At 45.4% G+C, this 16,919-nt stretch carries 13 protein-coding genes and 1 other RNA gene; all 14 read left to right on the top strand.

The features are described from left to right. Positions 1-218 precede the first annotated feature (218 nt). The 14 genes from FYJ52_RS08015 to FYJ52_RS07950 all read left to right on the top strand — a co-directional run bounded on the left by FYJ52_RS08015 (position 219) and on the right by FYJ52_RS07950 (position 16,859). On the top strand, positions 219-2,096 hold the full coding sequence (locus tag FYJ52_RS08015) for an alpha-amylase family glycosyl hydrolase (protein ID WP_205960812.1): 1,878 nt from the start codon (positions 219-221) through the stop codon (positions 2,094-2,096). Positions 2,097-2,440: 344 nt separating this feature from the next. After that, a complete protein-coding gene (gene cimA, locus FYJ52_RS08010; protein ID WP_154576702.1) occupies positions 2,441-4,045 on the top strand; it encodes a citramalate synthase in 1,605 nt (534 codons plus the stop codon). An 87-nt stretch (positions 4,046-4,132) separates the two neighbouring features. Then, positions 4,133-5,395 (top strand): 3-isopropylmalate dehydratase large subunit, encoded by a 1,263-nt coding sequence (leuC, locus tag FYJ52_RS08005; RefSeq protein WP_154576701.1) that lies wholly within the window; start codon positions 4,133-4,135, stop codon positions 5,393-5,395. A 25-nt stretch (positions 5,396-5,420) separates the two neighbouring features. Next, positions 5,421-5,915, top strand: coding sequence for a 3-isopropylmalate dehydratase small subunit (leuD, locus tag FYJ52_RS08000; RefSeq protein ID WP_154576700.1), 495 nt, complete (start codon positions 5,421-5,423; stop codon positions 5,913-5,915). Between the two features lie 21 nt (positions 5,916-5,936). Beyond that, a complete protein-coding gene (gene leuB / locus FYJ52_RS07995; protein ID WP_154576699.1) occupies positions 5,937-6,998 on the top strand; it encodes a 3-isopropylmalate dehydrogenase in 1,062 nt (353 codons plus the stop codon). An 18-nt stretch (positions 6,999-7,016) separates the two neighbouring features. Continuing rightward, positions 7,017-8,660 carry a dihydroxy-acid dehydratase gene (gene ilvD, locus FYJ52_RS07990; RefSeq protein WP_154576698.1) on the top strand — a complete coding sequence of 548 codons (1,644 nt, stop codon included), beginning with the start codon at positions 7,017-7,019 and terminating at the stop codon, positions 8,658-8,660. 22 nt (positions 8,661-8,682) lie between these two features. Then, positions 8,683-10,350, top strand: coding sequence for a biosynthetic-type acetolactate synthase large subunit (gene ilvB / locus FYJ52_RS07985; protein WP_154576697.1), 1,668 nt, complete (start codon positions 8,683-8,685; stop codon positions 10,348-10,350). 119 nt (positions 10,351-10,469) lie between these two features. Continuing rightward, positions 10,470-11,225, top strand: a complete 756-nt coding sequence (locus tag FYJ52_RS07980) for a prepilin peptidase (RefSeq protein WP_205960811.1) — start codon at positions 10,470-10,472, stop codon at positions 11,223-11,225. A gap of 114 nt (positions 11,226-11,339) precedes the next feature. After that, positions 11,340-12,116: a hypothetical protein gene (locus FYJ52_RS07975; protein ID WP_154576695.1), complete on the top strand. Its 777-nt coding sequence runs from the start codon at positions 11,340-11,342 to the stop codon at positions 12,114-12,116. A gap of 55 nt (positions 12,117-12,171) precedes the next feature. Continuing rightward, positions 12,172-13,215 (top strand): SGNH/GDSL hydrolase family protein, encoded by a 1,044-nt coding sequence (locus FYJ52_RS07970; protein WP_154576694.1) that lies wholly within the window; start codon positions 12,172-12,174, stop codon positions 13,213-13,215. A gap of 11 nt (positions 13,216-13,226) precedes the next feature. Further along, positions 13,227-14,606, top strand: a complete 1,380-nt coding sequence (gene radA, locus FYJ52_RS07965) for a DNA repair protein RadA (protein WP_154576693.1) — start codon at positions 13,227-13,229, stop codon at positions 14,604-14,606. Between the two features lie 65 nt (positions 14,607-14,671). After that, positions 14,672-14,850, top strand: a non-coding RNA gene (ssrS, locus tag FYJ52_RS07960) — 6S RNA. 41 nt (positions 14,851-14,891) lie between these two features. After that, entirely contained in the window at positions 14,892-15,716 is an 825-nt protein-coding gene (locus FYJ52_RS07955; RefSeq protein WP_154576692.1) for a tyrosine-protein phosphatase, read from the top strand. 6 nt (positions 15,717-15,722) lie between these two features. Further along, positions 15,723-16,859, top strand: a complete 1,137-nt coding sequence (locus FYJ52_RS07950; RefSeq protein WP_154576691.1) for an HRDC domain-containing protein — start codon at positions 15,723-15,725, stop codon at positions 16,857-16,859. The last annotated feature ends 60 nt before the right edge of the window (positions 16,860-16,919 follow it).

Raw genomic sequence — 16,919 nt, 5'->3', positions numbered from 1 at the left:
GAACCACTCAGGACCGAATCGTCCTATATTTCGATTTCAATTTATAAATCTACAAATTGCAGCTTGATATTAAATCAAACGAGGCTCCTGAGTATTTTCTCAGAGCCTCGTTTGTCTACAGTCTGAAACCACCGGCTGAGCCGGTGGTTATGATTATTGAAAAATTTGCATTTTTAGGCCCTTTTCAATATAATCTACGCAAAAGGAGGTGCTTTCAGATGATGAAACACGATGAAATGGTCATTTACCATATTTTTACAATGGGTTACTGCGGGGCAGAAGCGACGCAGGTAGAATGTGACGGTATTCACCATCGTTTAAACAAAATCGAAGCACAATTGCCTTATTTGAAAGAATTAGGAGCAAACACAATTTTGCTTGGGCCGTTGTTTTCGTCGATTTCTCATGGATACGACACAACGGATTACTCAAAAGTGGATCCGCGTCTTGGCACCAACGAAGATCTGACCCATTTGGTTCAAATCTGCCACGATCAAGGAATTTCTGTGATTTTAGACTGTGTGTTCAATCATGTGGGGCGTTCGTTTTTTGCTTTTGAGGATTTGAAACAAAATCGTGAACAATCGATATATAAGGATTGGTTTGACAGCGTCAATTTTTGGGAAAACAATAGTTACAATGACGGCTTTTCTTATCGCAATTGGGCAGGCTGTGACAATCTCGTTAAATTAAATTTATATCATCCCGACGTAAAAAATTATTTAAAGCAGACATTAGCGTCTTGGATCGACGACTACGATATTGATGGCGTCCGAATGGATGCGGCCAACGTGATGGATATGGGATTCGTGAGAGAACTGGGAGATATGGCCAGAGCTAAAAAAACAGATTTCTTTATGGTCGGCGAATCCGTGTCTGGCGATTATTCACTGATGGTCGAAAGAGGTGGCCTGAATTCTGTTACCAATTACGAAGATTATAAAGGGCTGTATTCCAGCTTAAATGACAAAAATTATTTTGAAATCGCGTATTCGCTCAATCGTTTGTTCGCCCAAGGCGGCTTATATCAGCATTTTCTCACCTATAATTTCGTTGACAACCACGATGTTGATCGGGTTGCATCGACCTTGAATGATGAAAGGGATTTGGAACCACTCTATTTGATGCTCTTCACAATGCCGGGGATTCCGACGATTTATTACGGCAGTGAGTTAGGTATTAAAGCGCGGAAGGGTAACGGGACAGATGCACCCCTTCGTCCAGCTGTAGCGGATATTCCCTTTGATATAACGAATCCTTTGACTGAAAAAATCAGACAGATGGTTGCCGTTCACAAAAGTGTCGATGCATTAAAAAAGGGCAGTTATGAGCAGATGTTTGTTCGGTCTTGTCAAATGGGGTTCATCCGTAGGAGTGAGGAGCAGACGGTGATAGCGGTTTTTAACTGCGAAGCGTCTCCTGTTCAAATTCGCGATGATCGTTTCAATGGCCTTTACTACGATTTGTATCATCAAAAAGAATGTCAGCTTTCAGGTATGGTGACCATTCCGGAAAAAAGCGGCATGGTTCTGATGTCGATGGATCAGGAAATACCGAAAATTCAAGTCCCTGAAATCAATCAGAACGAAGCAATTGTTATTGATGAAACGGATGGGGATCATCTTGTGTTTTTCGAGGCGCGGCCTAAAAAGATGGAAGATTATATGAGGCTTGCACTGGAAGAAGCGTACAGGGCAGAAGATGAAGGAGAAGTGCCGATTGGCGCAGTAATTGTCAAAGATGGCGAGGTCATCGCGTCCAATCATAATAGGAAGGAAGGCATGCAGGATCCAACGGCGCATGCGGAAATGCTGGTCATTCATGAAGCAGCGAAAAAGCTATCCAGATGGCGTTTAGACGACTGCGCGCTTTATGTAACAGCTGAACCTTGTCCAATGTGTATGGGGGCTGTCATTCAGAGTCATATCAAAAAAATTGTTTATGGCGCTTCAGAACCGAGATACGGCGCAGTTGAATCAACGGCACAGCTGAAACAGCATCCGATGCTGCCGAAGCGTACGGAGATTTACGGCGGTATTTGTGAAAATGAGTGTGAAGCGGTGCTCAAACGCGGTTTTGAGAAAAACAGAAAATAAGCGCTTGACAATTCAAACGACAATGTTATACTTGTATACAATATATAAATACGATGAACGAGAGAAAAACACGGTCGATTTCTTCAGCGAACTGTCGAACGGTGAGAGGACAGCAGAAAAGCCGTGCGTAATAATCACTCGCGAGTAGCGGATTCGAATGGCGGACAGCCGAGTAGAAAACGCCGAGATTCCCATCCAGCGTTAGTGGATTAGAGTTTGGAGCTTTTCAGACTTGAAGTGGATATGTGGTGTTCCCATATCAAAAAGAGTGGTACCGCGGATAATGTACTTTCCGTCTCTTTGAATTTAACAATTCAAAGAGGCGTTTTTTATTAGGAGGAAGAATGAAGACAGAAGCCAATAAGAAAATCGTGACATTCGATTCGACATTGAGGGACGGCGCACAAGCCGAAGGCATTTCGTTTTCTGTCAAAGATAAACTGGATATTGTCAAAATATTGGATGAGCTGGGCATCGATATTATCGAGGCTGGTAATCCAGGATCGAACCCAAAGGATATTGCATTTTTTGAAGCCCTTAAGGAAACAAAGCTGACACATGCAGCGCTTTGTGCCTTTGGTTCAACTCGACATCCCGGGAAAAATGCAGAGGACGACGCCAACCTTCAGGCTATTCTGCAGACTTGTACCCAATACGCAGCAATTTTCGGAAAGGCTTCAGCCTTTCACGTTGAGACGATACTCAATACGACTCGGGAAGAAAATCTGGCCATGATTGAAGATTCCTGCCGGTTTTTATCAGAAAACGGCAAAGAAGTGATCTTCGATGCAGAACATTTTTTCGATGGGTACAAGCTCGATGCTGCGTATGCCCTTGAAACGTTAAAAGCGGCTGAAAAGGGCGGCGCCGTTTGTGTGTGTCTTTGCGATACAAACGGGGGCACTTTGCCGTCAGAGGTGAAAGATATTGTAGCAAAAGTGTGCCAGACGGTTGCAATTAATGTGGCCATTCACGCTCACAACGACAGCGGTCTCGGGGTTGCAGCTTCACTGACCGGCGTTGAGGGAGGTGCGAACCAGGTTCAGGGGACATTTCTCGGTTATGGAGAACGATGTGGCAATGCGAATTTGGCTACGATCATCGCCGATCTTCAAGTTAAAATGGGATATGCTTGTCTTTCTGAGTCAGCACTGAAAAAAATGACATCCTCCGCCATTAAAATTGCGGAGATATCCAATTATGCACTGACGGGCAGAGAACCTTATATCGGGAAAAGCGCTTTTGCTCACAAGGGTGGCATGCACATCGATGCCGTTCTAAAGGAGCCCCATTCCTTTGAACATATCGATCCTGAACGTGTTGGCAATCAGCGGCGGATCTTGATGTCTGAAGTTGCCGGGCGCGGCACCATCATTCAACTCATTCACGATATCGATCCGACGATTGAGAAGCATTCGGAAGAAGCCACGAAAGTCATGGATCGAATTAAGGAGCTGGAATACGAAGGGTACCAATTTGAGGGCGCGGAAAGCTCAGTTAAACTTTTAATTCGAAAAGAATTGGGGCGATTTAAGCCGTTTTTCAAAATTGAGGATTTCAAGACCATTGGCGAAAAACCGGTCGCTGGCCGCGCACTGTCTGCCTCTGCGATTGTGAAAGTTTCAGTGGACGGTAAAGAAGCTATAAATGCAGCTGAAGGTGACGGACCGGTCAATGCATTGGACAAGGCCCTTCGAGCGGCACTTGAAAGTTTTTATCCGAGTATTAAGACACTTAGATTGACAGATTTCAAGGTCCGCGTGATCGATCAAGGCGCGACAGCTTCAAAGGTCCGCGTGCTCATTGAAAGCAGCGACGGACGTGATATTTGGACCAACGTTGGGGTATCGACGGACGTGATTGAGGCAAGTCTCGTTGCTTTGACCGATTCCATCGAATACAAGCTGTTAAAGGATATGGAACAGAAAATTAAAGATTATTATCTATAACCATGCTTTACAATAAAAAATAATTTCATTAAAATAGAATGAAGCGCATTCAATATCAAATGAGTATATAAATAAAGGAGAAACATTATGGGAATGACAATGACTCAAAAAATACTGGCCGCTCACGCCGGTGTCGATTCTGTCAAAGCTGGGGATTTGATTATGGCTGACCTCGATTTGGTGTTGGGTAACGACATCACTTCGCCGGTGGCAATTAATGTTTTTAAAAATTTAAACACAAACAAAGTTTTCGATGAAAATAAGGTTGCGCTGGTACCGGACCATTTTGCACCGAATAAGGACATTAAGGCAGCTGAACAATGCAAAACGGTCCGCGAATTTGCTGGTACACAGAAAATCTCAAATTATTTTGAAGTAGGCCGCATGGGCGTTGAACACGCACTCCTTCCGGAAAAGGGACTGGTTACAGCGGGTGATCTGGTTATTGGAGCGGATTCCCACACGTGTACCTACGGAGCATTAAGTGCTTTTTCCACAGGCGTCGGTTCAACCGATATGGCAGTCGGTATGGCAACTGGCAAAGCGTGGTTCAAGGTGCCATCTGCACTGAAATTTAACTTAACCGGGAAAATGAAACCTTACGTATCAGGAAAGGACTTGATTCTTCATATCATCGGTATGATCGGCGTTGACGGTGCCCTATATAAATCAATGGAATTTGTCGGACCAGGTGTCGCCAATTTGACCATGGACGATCGTTTCACCATAGCAAACATGGCCATCGAAGCCGGCGGAAAAAATGGGATCTTTCCGGTCGATGAACAGACCCTCGCTTATATAAAAGAACATTCTGAAAAACCCTACACCGTTTACGAAGCGGACGATGACGCTGAATACGATGCGGTCTACGATATCGATTTGTCTGAACTCAAACCGACTGTGGCCTTCCCGCACTTGCCTGAAAATACAAAAACAGTTGATGAAATCAAAGAACCGGTTAAGATTGATCAAGTCGTGATCGGTTCGTGCACCAATGGCCGTTTCTCGGATTTTGAAAAGGCTGATAAAATTTTAAAGGGCCGCAAAATTTCTGATGACGTCCGTGTCATTATTATTCCGGCTACACAGAAAATTTGGGAACAATGTATGGAAGCCGGATTCTTTAAAGATTTTGTCGAAGCAGGATGCGCCATCAGCACGCCGACCTGCGGACCGTGCCTCGGCGGCTATATGGGGATTTTGGCTGCAGGTGAACGCTGCGTATCGACGACGAATCGCAACTTTGTCGGACGCATGGGCCATGTGGATTCAGAGGTTTACCTGGCTAGCCCGGAAACAGCAGCAGCATCGGCAATTTTAGGCTACATCGGCACACCAGACGAATTATAAGAGAAACAGAAAGAGGATAATCGACATGAATGCAAAAGGAAAAGTATTTCGCTACGGAGATAACGTTGATACCGACGTTATCATTCCAGCTCGCTATCTGAACACCAGCGATCCGTTGGAATTGGCTCAACACTGTATGGAAGACATTGACAAGGATTTTGTCAATAATGTCCATAAGGGTGATATCATCGTCGCTGATGATAACTTTGGTTGCGGCTCGTCCCGCGAACACGCACCGATTTCAATCAAAGCCTCTGGCGTTTCTTGTGTCATTGCCAATAGCTTTGCCCGAATTTTTTATAGAAATTCGATCAATATCGGGCTGCCGATTTTGGAATGCCCGGAAGCGGTCGAGGTCATTGAGGCTGGAGATGAAGTCGAAGTGGATTTTGATTCAGGGAAAATTACAGATATTACCAAGAATCAAAGTTTTCAGGGACAGGCATTTCCGCCGTTTATGCAGGAACTGATCCAGGCCGGCGGCTTAGTTAATTACGTAAATAAAAATATGCTGAAATAAGGATAATAAGGGAGAATCTCAATGGAATATAAAATCGCGGTTATTAAAGGAGATGGCATCGGTCCGGAAATTGTCGGCGCGAGCATGAAAGTATTGGACAAAATCGGTGAAAAATACGGTCATAAATTCAATTATCATGAAGTGTTAGCCGGCGGCATTGCCATCGATAAAACCGGTTCGCCGCTTCCGCAGGAAACGGTTGACGTCTGCAAGGATTCAGATGCTGTTTTATTAGGTGCTATGGGCGGACCGAAATGGGACAATCTGCCGGGGGATCAGCGCCCAGAAGCGGGACTTTTAGGTATTCGCAAGGCACTGGGACTTTACGCTAACCTGCGCCCGGCCATTCTTTTCGATGAGCTCCGCGACGCGTCACCGCTTAAACCAGAATTGATTGGCGATGGTCTCGACGTTTTAGTCGTCCGTGAGCTGACCGGGGATGTCTATTTTGGTGAAAAACACCGCGAAGGCGACGAATACGCTTCAGACTTAATGAACTATTCCCGTATGGAAGTGGAACGCATTGCTAAAGTCGGTTTTGACGCAGCAATGCGCCGCGGCAAAAAACTGACCTGCGTCGATAAAGCGAACGTACTTGAAACATCTCGTCTGTGGCGTAAAATTGTCAGTGAAGTGGCAGAAAAATATCCAGAAGTTGAAGTGGATTATCTTTACGTTGATAATGCAGCTATGCAGTTGGTCATTAATCCGCATCAATTCGATGTCATTCTAACAGGAAATCTTTTTGGCGATATTCTCTCCGACGAGTCATCGACAATTACAGGATCGATCGGGATGTTGCCATCTGCCAGTCTCGGTCAAAACAATTTCGGGATGTACGAACCGATTCACGGCTCTGCGCCGGATATTGCTGGGCAGGATAAGGCCAATCCGATTGCGACTGTACTCTCTGTTGCGATGATGCTCAGATATACTCTGGGGCTTGAAGAAGAAGCAAAAAATATTGAAGACGCAGTGGAAGCGACCTTGAAAAAGGGCTGGCGTACTGGAGATATTGCGACATCGGATGATGATGTAATTGGCTGCCAGGAAATGGCACAGCACATCATCGAAAATTTGTGACAAAATAAGAGGTTGAACATGAAAAGAGTCAAACGAACAGCAGCAGCGTACTCATTATTTAACGCGCTGGGCTATACAAAAGAAGAATTGGAACGCCCCCTTGTTGGTGTCGTCAATTCACATAATGAAATCGTGCCGGGGCATATGAACCTGGATAAAATCACAGAAGCTGTCAAAGCAGGTGTCCGTCTCGCAGGCGGCACCCCGGTCGAATTTCCGGCAATTGCGGTTTGTGATGGGATTGCTATGGGTCATCAGGGAATGAAATATTCGCTTGTTACCCGTGAACTGATTGCAGACTCTACAGAAGCGATGGCCATTGCCCATCATTTTGACGCATTAGTCATGATCCCGAACTGTGATAAAAATGTTCCGGGGCTTTTGATGGCGGCTGCACGTTTGAATCTGCCAACGGTATTCGTCTCTGGCGGTGCGATGCTGGCGGGTCATGTAGGTGGACGAAAAGTCAGTCTCTCAGCGATGTTTGAAGCGCAGGGCGCTTATCAGGCAGGGAAAATCAACGACGCACAATTTGACGATTTTGTTCAGCACACCTGTGAAACCTGCGGTTCCTGTTCGGGGATGTACACGGCAAACAGTATGAACTGTTTAACGGAAGCGATTGGTATGGGCCTTAGAGGAAACGGCACTATTCCTGCTGTTTATTCACAGAGACTGCGCTTGGCGAAACATGCCGGCATGCAAGTGATGGAAATGATCGAAAAAGATATTCGCCCTCTCGATATCATGACAGAAGCTGCGTTTTACAATGCACTGACTGTCGATATGGCCCTGGGATGCAGCACGAATACTATGCTCCATTTGCCGGCGATTGCACATGAAGCAGGCGTTACGATCAATCCAGATATTGTCAATGAAGTTTCTGACCGCACCCCGAATCTCTGCCACTTAGCACCGGCTGGGGACACGCATATTGAAGACTTGAATGCAGCTGGCGGGGTTTATGCCGTGATGACAGAGCTTAATAAAAAAGGTCTCCTCAATTTAGACTGCATGACGGTAACCGGAAAAACCATGGCAGAAAATCTTAAGGGTGTTCAGAATTTAAATCCTGAAATCATTCGTCCAATCGACCATCCGTTCATGGATAGAGGCGGATTGACCATGTTGAAAGGGTCATTGGCTCCTGAAACCGGCGTCATCAAACAGTCCGCGGTCCTTCCGGAAATGATGGTTCACGAAGGTCCAGCGAAGGTATTCGATTCAGAAGAAGAAGCGCAGGCGGCGATCGATGGCGGAAAAATTGTCAAAGGCGATGTCGTCGTCATTCGCTACGAAGGTCCGAAAGGGGGCCCAGGCATGCGCGAAATGCTCAACCCGACATCAGCCATTATGGGTATGGGATTAGGCGATTCAGTTGCTTTGATTACTGACGGTCGTTTCTCGGGCGCGACACGTGGCGCCTGCATCGGGCATGTGTCGCCGGAAGCAGCGGCTGGCGGACCCATTGCCTTTGTCGAAGACGGCGACCGTATCCGGATCGATATTCCGAACAGAACCGTTGATTTGCTCGTCTCAGAAGATGAGATGGCAAGACGTAAGGCCAACTGGACGCCGAAAACACCAGATATTACCACTGGCTATTTGGCAAGATACGCTAAGTTGGTTTCTTCGGCCAATGAAGGCGCGGTCTTAAAATAAAGAGGGAGACATAGGGAGCAATATGGATCAGAATAGTCAGAGATTAAAGGGCTCGGAAATTGTTGTAAAATGTCTGCAGGAACAGGATGTAGAATATGTGTTCTCTTATCCAGGCGGCGCGGTCATTCCACTGTTTGACGCATTTTACCGTATGGAACACAATATCCATCAGGTCGAACCTTGCCATGAACAAAACGGAATACACGCGGCAGAAGGTTACGCACGGGCCAGCGGGAAAGTTGGCGTCGGTATTACGACTTCAGGCCCTGGGGCGACGAATGCGGTTACAGCTATTGCCGATGCGCATATGGACTCAACGCCGCTTGTCGTCTTTACCGGACAGGTGACCCAGCAGCTTTTGGGGAGGGACTCTTTCCAGGAAGTGGATATTACGAGCATTACCCTTCCGATCACGAAGCACAATTTTATTATTAAGGATATTACGATGTTGGCGCCGACGATTCGTGAAGCTTTTAGAATTGCACAGAGCGGCCGGCCAGGTCCGGTTGTCATTGATATTCCGAAGGATATCTTTTTAGCTGAAACGGTATATACGCCGCAAACACCGTATTCCCTCGATATGAATCGGCCAACTCCTCAGCGTGACGCTCTGAACCGGGCTGCAAAATACATTAATAGAGCGAAACGTCCGGTGATTTACGCCGGCGGTGGCGTCATCAAAGCAGGTGCCTCCGACATGCTGGTGCAATTTGCAGAAAAAACCGGTATTCCTGTCGCCAATTCGTTGATGGGTTTGGGGAGTATTCCGCGAGACAACCCATTGTCACTGGGGCTTGTTGGGATGCACGGCTCTCAGGAATGTAACCTGGCGGTCATTAATTGCGATACCCTCATTGCCATTGGTGCAAGATTTTCAGATCGCGTCACTGGGAACATTAATGAGTTTATGCGTGATAAAAAGATCATTCAGATCGATGTTGACGCGACTGAATTTGAAAAGAACGTTGAAGCAAATGTGCATATCTGTGCAGATGTTGCCGATGCATTGCCGAAGCTTTACAATTTGGTGGACGAAAAGTCATATCCGGAATGGTATAAGCAGATTGAAGAGTGGCCGCTTGAAGAAAAACCAGAAACGGCTTATCATCCGAAAACCATCATTCATCATATTAATAAGGCTTTTGAAGATGCATACGTGGTGACAGAAGTTGGTCAACATCAGATGTGGGTCGGTCAGCATTGGAAATTTAAATTTCCGAATCAATACATCACGTCCGGCGGCTTGGGAACGATGGGCTTTGGTATGGGTGCTGCAATTGGCTGTCAGTTTGCGCATCCGGATAAACAGGTGCTTTTGGTTGCAGGTGACGGTTCATTTAGAATGAACTTTACAGAATTGACGACGATTCGCCGCTATAATCTGCCTATCAAAATTTTCCTGTTCAATAACGAAACCCTTGGAATGGTGCGCCAGTGGCAAAAACTGTTCAATGACCGCCGTTACGCTCAAACAGATTTAACGGATCATGCTGTGGATTACTTGAAGCTGGCTGACGCATTTAACATCAAAAATTATGACGTCACCGATTTAGAATCCTTGGATCAAACTTTGGAAGAAATCAAAGATTTAAATGAACCGGTTCTGGTCAACTGTCACATTGATCACGACGAAGGCGTGTATCCGATGGTTCCAGCAGGAAAACCGATTGACGAAATCTATTACGAATAAATTTTTCTAAGAGCGAGGCGCAAGTCTCGCTTTTATTTTTTTATTATTTTGTGCAGGACTTTTATTTTCTGTCAAATCATGTATAATATATGCAGAAAAGAATAGGTGCAGGTGAAATCATGATTCAGATTATTTTTTCATGGATCATCGGTTCGATTTTAGGGAGCTTTATTACCTGTTGGTGCGATCGATCTATACGCGGCCAATCCATTTTGTTCGGCCGAAGTCATTGCGATACGTGTGGTCAGGTGATAGGCAAACGGGACTTGATTCCAGTTGTGTCGTTCATCCGTCTCAAAGGAAGATGTCGAGCCTGCGGCGCCCCGATTGGAAAGGCGTGTTTGATTAACGAAATCTTTACGGCACTGTTTTTCGCTTATTTCGCCTATAGATGGGGGTGGCATCTATGGTCTGTTCGATTAGCAGGGCTCTTGCTGATTTTGCTGGCAATATCGACGATTGACTTAAGTGAGAAAATCATTCCAGATGCTTTAATTGCAGCGGGGATACTCTGGTGGATTTTAACAACTTGGCTGCTTCGTTTGTCTTTTTTAAAGGGATTGATGGGTGGCATGGCTCTAGGTGCTTTGGTTTGGCTAACCGCTTTGATTGTGGATCATGTATTAAACCGTGAATCACTTGGCGGCGGAGATATCAAACTGTTTTTTATGACAGGGCTGTATCTCACAATAAATTTTGCATTTTTCCATTTGCTCCTTTCAGCTTGTATCGGTTTATTCATCTATGGCTTGTGGCATCGCAAAAATGATCACCATGAGGACGAAATGGCATTTGGTCCGGCGATTTCGATGTCGACGATGATTTGTATATGTATTGAGCCGTTTATTGTACGATTATTTTCGTTATTTATATAATCATTAAAGAAGGATAGAGAAGAAATGAAGAAAAAGGGAAAAACATTATTAACGGGATTAGGATTGGTTCTAACACTCGCCTTGTGTCTAACTGCCTGTGGAAACAGCAAAACGATGCAAGCGACATCGAAGAGCCACAGTGTGATCAAGTCGATCGGGACAGCGTCCAATAATTTGAACGCGTACAAAGCAAAAGTGAAGAACGAAACAGGAAAGAAGATCACCAGCGTTGAAATCAAAAATTCAATCGATAATGAATACGGCGATAACTTATTGGATTCTGGAGACACCTTTAAAAATAACGAGGTGCGCTACATGTACTACGACGCGACAGATGCCGTGAATACCGCTCAGGAAGATGGCAAGGAAGAATCGTCGATTAAATATTACGTCAAAGTGACACTGGACAACGACTCGACTTACGTAATCAGCAAATTCCCCTTCAATAAAATCAAGGGAACCGCGAAAATTTACTTTGATTCGGATAAAGAAGTCTGTTACTTAATTTATACCAATAAATCTGGAAAGAAGATCAATACTAAGAAAAAAGAAAAGAAGAGCGGCACGTCTTCATCTTCCAGCAGCTCATCGTCCTACAATGATTCTTCGTCGAGCAGCTCGTCGTCGTACAGCAGTGGACGTTACGGTGTCGGCAGCAGTGCAAGCAACGGCTATTCAAGTGGGACAAGCGATTATTCAAGCGGACAAAGCAGTGGAAGTAGTAATAAAGGTACTGGCGGATATAAAGCTTATCAAACTAAACAACCACAACCAGCTTCTGATAAACCAACTACCAACCCACCAACTACTGACACAACAAATAACGGTACAACAACACATCCTGCTCCAAATACAGACTCTAACAATACAAATAGTACGGTCAATCCATAATTCGAGCAAAAATATTTGTAAAGAATAAATAATAATTAGTGAATTTTTACGCAACATGAATTTAATTAAACAATTAATAACACGAATTTTAGCCATCACTGCCATCATCATTTTGGCAGTGGTGGCTTATTGCGCGTGGAGCGCGCCGTATTTTAAGCAGCTTGGCGTGCTCGGCGGCGTTGAGATCCAACAGCCCAAAATGCCGGCGATCAATTGCTGGGGCGACAGCCTGACGCAAGGGGCCTTTGGCGATGGCGAGACCTATCCCAAAGCCCTAAGGCGCATTATTGCGCGCCAGCTGACGGCAAACGGTTATCCGCAAAGTGTGCCGGTTGTCCGCAATCTTGGGATCAGCGGCGAAACGAGTCTCGAAATCGCCTGTCGAGGCGGCCTCGCGATGCGGACTCAGTCGCCGATTCGCATTAATCAGGGTGAACGGCAGATCTTTAGAATCACAGCGGACGGCGGCAAGGCCGTTTCAATCCTGAGACTGGGCGATACAGGTGTGAATCCTGTGAAGATTGGCTCTGTCGTCGGGCGGCTCGATCGAATTGACGATGAGAATCATTACACCTTCACGCCGACGCACGTCCGCTATCAGGATACCCTTCCGAAAAATTCAAGGGTAGTTACCTACGCGGCTGCGCATTACCGCTCGGCGATCCCGGTGATTTTCATCGGGCAGAACGGCGGCTACAGCAATACCGCGGATTTGATCCGCCAGCAGAAGGCGATCATTCACAATCAAATCGGCGCAGAGCATCAGTACATTGTCGTGGGGTTGCACACCGGAACCGCGAAACAGCGGACGGCTTTGGAAAAAAAGATGCAGCAGACTTACGGTGATCATTACATCAATTTAAGAAAGATTTTGTCGAAAAACGGCACCAAAATCGCGGGCATCAAGGCGACAAAGGAAGACCGGCGCATGATGCGCGCGGGTATGGTACCGGCCAGTTTACTGGCAGACGACCATCTGCATTTCAACGCCAAAGGATATCGGACGGTCGCTAAAGTAATTTACGCGAGGATGACCGCACTTAAACTTATCCGTTATCCCCTTGGTGCGCAGTCAATTGTAAAGAATTATTACGAATAAAGGAGAGGCCTATGGCAAAAATAAAGACCCAGTACAAATGCAGCAACTGCGGCCACGTTGTGCCGAAATGGATGGGCCGATGCTCCCAGTGTGGCGCCTGGAATACCTTTGAGGAAGTGGTCGAGACGCCGAAGATTTCCGAGAAGGCTCGGCAGACCGGCCGGGAAAGAGGCGTTTACAACCAGCCCCGAAGACTTTCTGAAATTTCATCGAAGCAGGAAAATCGTCTTTCAACGAAAAACGAAGAGCTCGACCGCGTGCTCGGCGGCGGCATTGTCCGCGGCGGAGTTGCGCTGCTGGGCGGCGACCCCGGCATCGGGAAATCGACGCTGCTTCTTCAGATGACCGAAAACGTTGCGAGTCAAAATTACAAGGTGCTGTACATTTCCGGAGAAGAATCCGAGCAGCAGATCAAGATGCGGGCGGATCGGATGCACATTCAGTCGGACTCCGCCTTTTTTCTGTCTGAAATTAACATGACCTACATCCGCCAGACCGTGGTGAAGGAAAAGCCGAATCTGGTCATCATCGATTCGATTCAAACCATGTATAATCCTGAAATTACGTCGGCACCAGGTTCAGTGACGCAAATCAGGGAAAACGCCAATGCACTAATTCAAATTGCCAAAAAAGACGGCATTTCGATGTTTTTCGTCGGTCATGTAACAAAAGAAGGTAACCTTGCCGGACCACGGGTGTTGGAGCACATGGTTGATACGGTTTTGTATTTTGAAGGCGAGAAATATCACGCATATCGGATGCTTCGGGCTGTGAAAAATCGTTTCGGCTCGACTAATGAGCTTGGTATTTTCGAGATGACAGATCAAGGTCTTCTTCCGGTCCAAAATCCTTCCGGTACAATGCTTGTGTCACGGCCGCAGAATACCTGCGGTTCAGTTGTTGTGCCGATTGTGGAAGGAACGCGGCCGCTTTTGGTTGAACTTCAAGGGTTAGTCTCTTCGTCGGATTACGCGAACCCCAGGCGTATGGCGACTGGTTTTGATTATAACCGCATGATATTGTTGGTTGCGATTATGGAGAAACGGATGGGCCTCAATATGAAGCAGATGGACGCGTACATCAATATTGTAGGCGGCATACGCATCGATGAGCCGGCTGCAGATTTGGCCGTGTGCTGTGCATTGTATTCCAGCTACCATGATTTCGAAATCCCAAGAGATATGTTAATTATCGGCGAGGTTGGTTTAACGGGAGAAGTGAGAAATATTCAGGATATTGATAAACGTCTGATCGAAGGGAAAAAATTGGGGTTCACGCGGTGTATCCTGCCTAAAAGCAATGAAAAAACGCTCAAAAAAATGGCTGATACGTTGACCCTTTATCCGGTCGACAATATTGCCCAGGCTTTTCACGCCTTAAAGCGTAAATAATTGAAAACGCAATGAATCGGCAATATTTTATCCTTCACAAAAAAATAAAAGTAGATTATAATATAGATATCCTGAAGTGTTCGTTACCACACTATTTTTGAACCTACATCTTTTTACAGGGAGTCTGGATGTTCTTTGCTCGATGCCGAGCCACTTCGAGTGGATGGCAAAGGATGCGAAGACAAGACACCCACCTAGCATCCGCTAGGCGTCAAAAATATGGGACGGCACATTCGGGATTTTTTATTCTCTGCATAAATTATTAAATAAATTTGTGATAATCTTATGAAAGAACAGTTAGAAAAAGATCAAATCATTCATTTGTCCGGAACGGATAATACCCGTGATTTAGGTGGATTACAGACGTCAGACCATCGCATAGTCCGCTCTAAAAAATTAATTAGAAGCGATCATTTAAACCGCCTCACAGAAAAAGATTGTAGAATATTGTCGGAGCAATATCGGGTTATGACTATTGTCGATTTGAGAAGAGACAGCGAATCCGCGCGTCAGCCGGATCAAGTACCGTCTGGCGCAAAGTTAGTGCATGACCCATTGGTTCCAGAACTTAAACAGGCCCAAACCTTCGCAAAGATAAACAGTGTTGGGAAATTAATGCTTGAATCGGTGCATCATATGGATGACGATGTATTAACGTACCAATCAAAACGTTATGCTGAGGCCGCTTTGTCAGATTTTACAGCTGTGGCGATTCAAAAATGGATCGAAATTTTGCTTGAAGCGGAGGATGGCGCGGTGTTGTGGCACTGTACCGCCGGTAAAGATCGAACAGGCGTTTTGGCGGCTTTGATTCTTTTGATTCTAGGCGTTCCAATGCATGCTGTAAAAGCAAATTATTTAATGACCAATCAATGGATCCACGCTAAAATCCAATGGATTCTCTCAAAAACACGCGAGATAACCAACGATTTGAATTTACTCAGGCAAGTCGAATTGCTCTGTTCTGTTCACGAAAATTATTTTGAAGCCGTGATTTCGACAATTGATTCCCACTATGGCGGATTATCAGCATATATCCATCAGCATCTACACATTTCAGATGAGATGATTGACACACTTCGAAATATGTATTTAATTCCAAGGAGGTAAACATAGATGTCGCCCTTTTTTTTGGCGTTGATTGCCCTTGTTATTGTAGTGGCGATCATCATTGCGGTGGTTATTTTCAAAAGATCTTCAAAGACACCGAAAAAAGAAAATGTACTTTTTAGTGATGAAAAAGTTAGGCAGGATGACGATTTGTTTGAAGATGTAGAGATTATGGCAGATCAGGACAATGGACCATCGCTTGAGGAGCGTTTTCTCGCTGAAACGGTCAAAGAAGTGTCGGGAGAGCCGGAACGTCTTTATACGAATACTTATGTGCCCACACCAGACGGTGGCACACATGTTGTCCACCTCATGCTCAGATGGGCAAGTGGTTTTTATATTTTCAGATATTTGAGCCTGCCATCAGGATGGATCGTTGGTCAAGAAGGTTCAAGGTGGTGGATTCATTTTGATTCGCCAGAAGAAAAAAATTTTTTTGACAACCCGATCACTACAATTGACGATGATGTGAAGACCATGTTATCTTTTTTTCCGGGCACATCCATGGAATATTATCACGGATATGTCGTTGTTGATGATCGCTGTGAAATTCGTGATGTGCAAACCGACACACATGTGCAGGTTATTTTACTCAGTGATCTGCCAAAGGTTCTTAAAAATGATTTGGAAAGCAATGCGGCCGTATTCTCACCAAATATGGACCGCATGATGAGCCGGGTCTTAGCGACCATGAAAAATAATGTCGGTCTTGAACAACGGTTGACACATTTGAAAAAAGAAATGCAGGAAGAGAACGAACAGGTGCGGAAAATGCGCTCTGCTTCTGATCAAGCTATTCAGCAGACCAGAGTGTACGATCCTAACGATTTAAGCGATGAGCAAAAAGCAGCCATTCGCAAGATACAGGAAAAAGCCATTGAAGACAGGAAACAGAGACCGGAAGATCATTTCACCCGTTCGGAACTTGCCCTTCGGGAATCACTGATTTTGTGGCGAAAGCAGCAGGCAAATGCCGAAGCAAAGAAAGAAGACGCTATTTTATCTGATGAGGGTATTATTCATATCATCACCGTTAAGCCCAAAACAATCGATCAGTTACAACGGATTTCCGGAATGGATCAGGAAGAAGTGAAGCGATACGGAGAAGATTTGCTTGAGATGGTGAAACATATGCCCGTTTAATTCTTAAGTCGCCGATGAAGAACCGGCGGCTTTTTTTATTGGAAGCCTTGATTTTAGAAA

This window comes from Pseudoramibacter porci, assembly GCF_009696145.1.
Lineage (GTDB): Bacteria > Bacillota > Clostridia > Eubacteriales > Eubacteriaceae > Pseudoramibacter > Pseudoramibacter porci.
The sequence above is the reverse complement of the archived record's forward strand: the minus strand, read 5'-3'. Positions and strand labels throughout refer to the sequence as shown.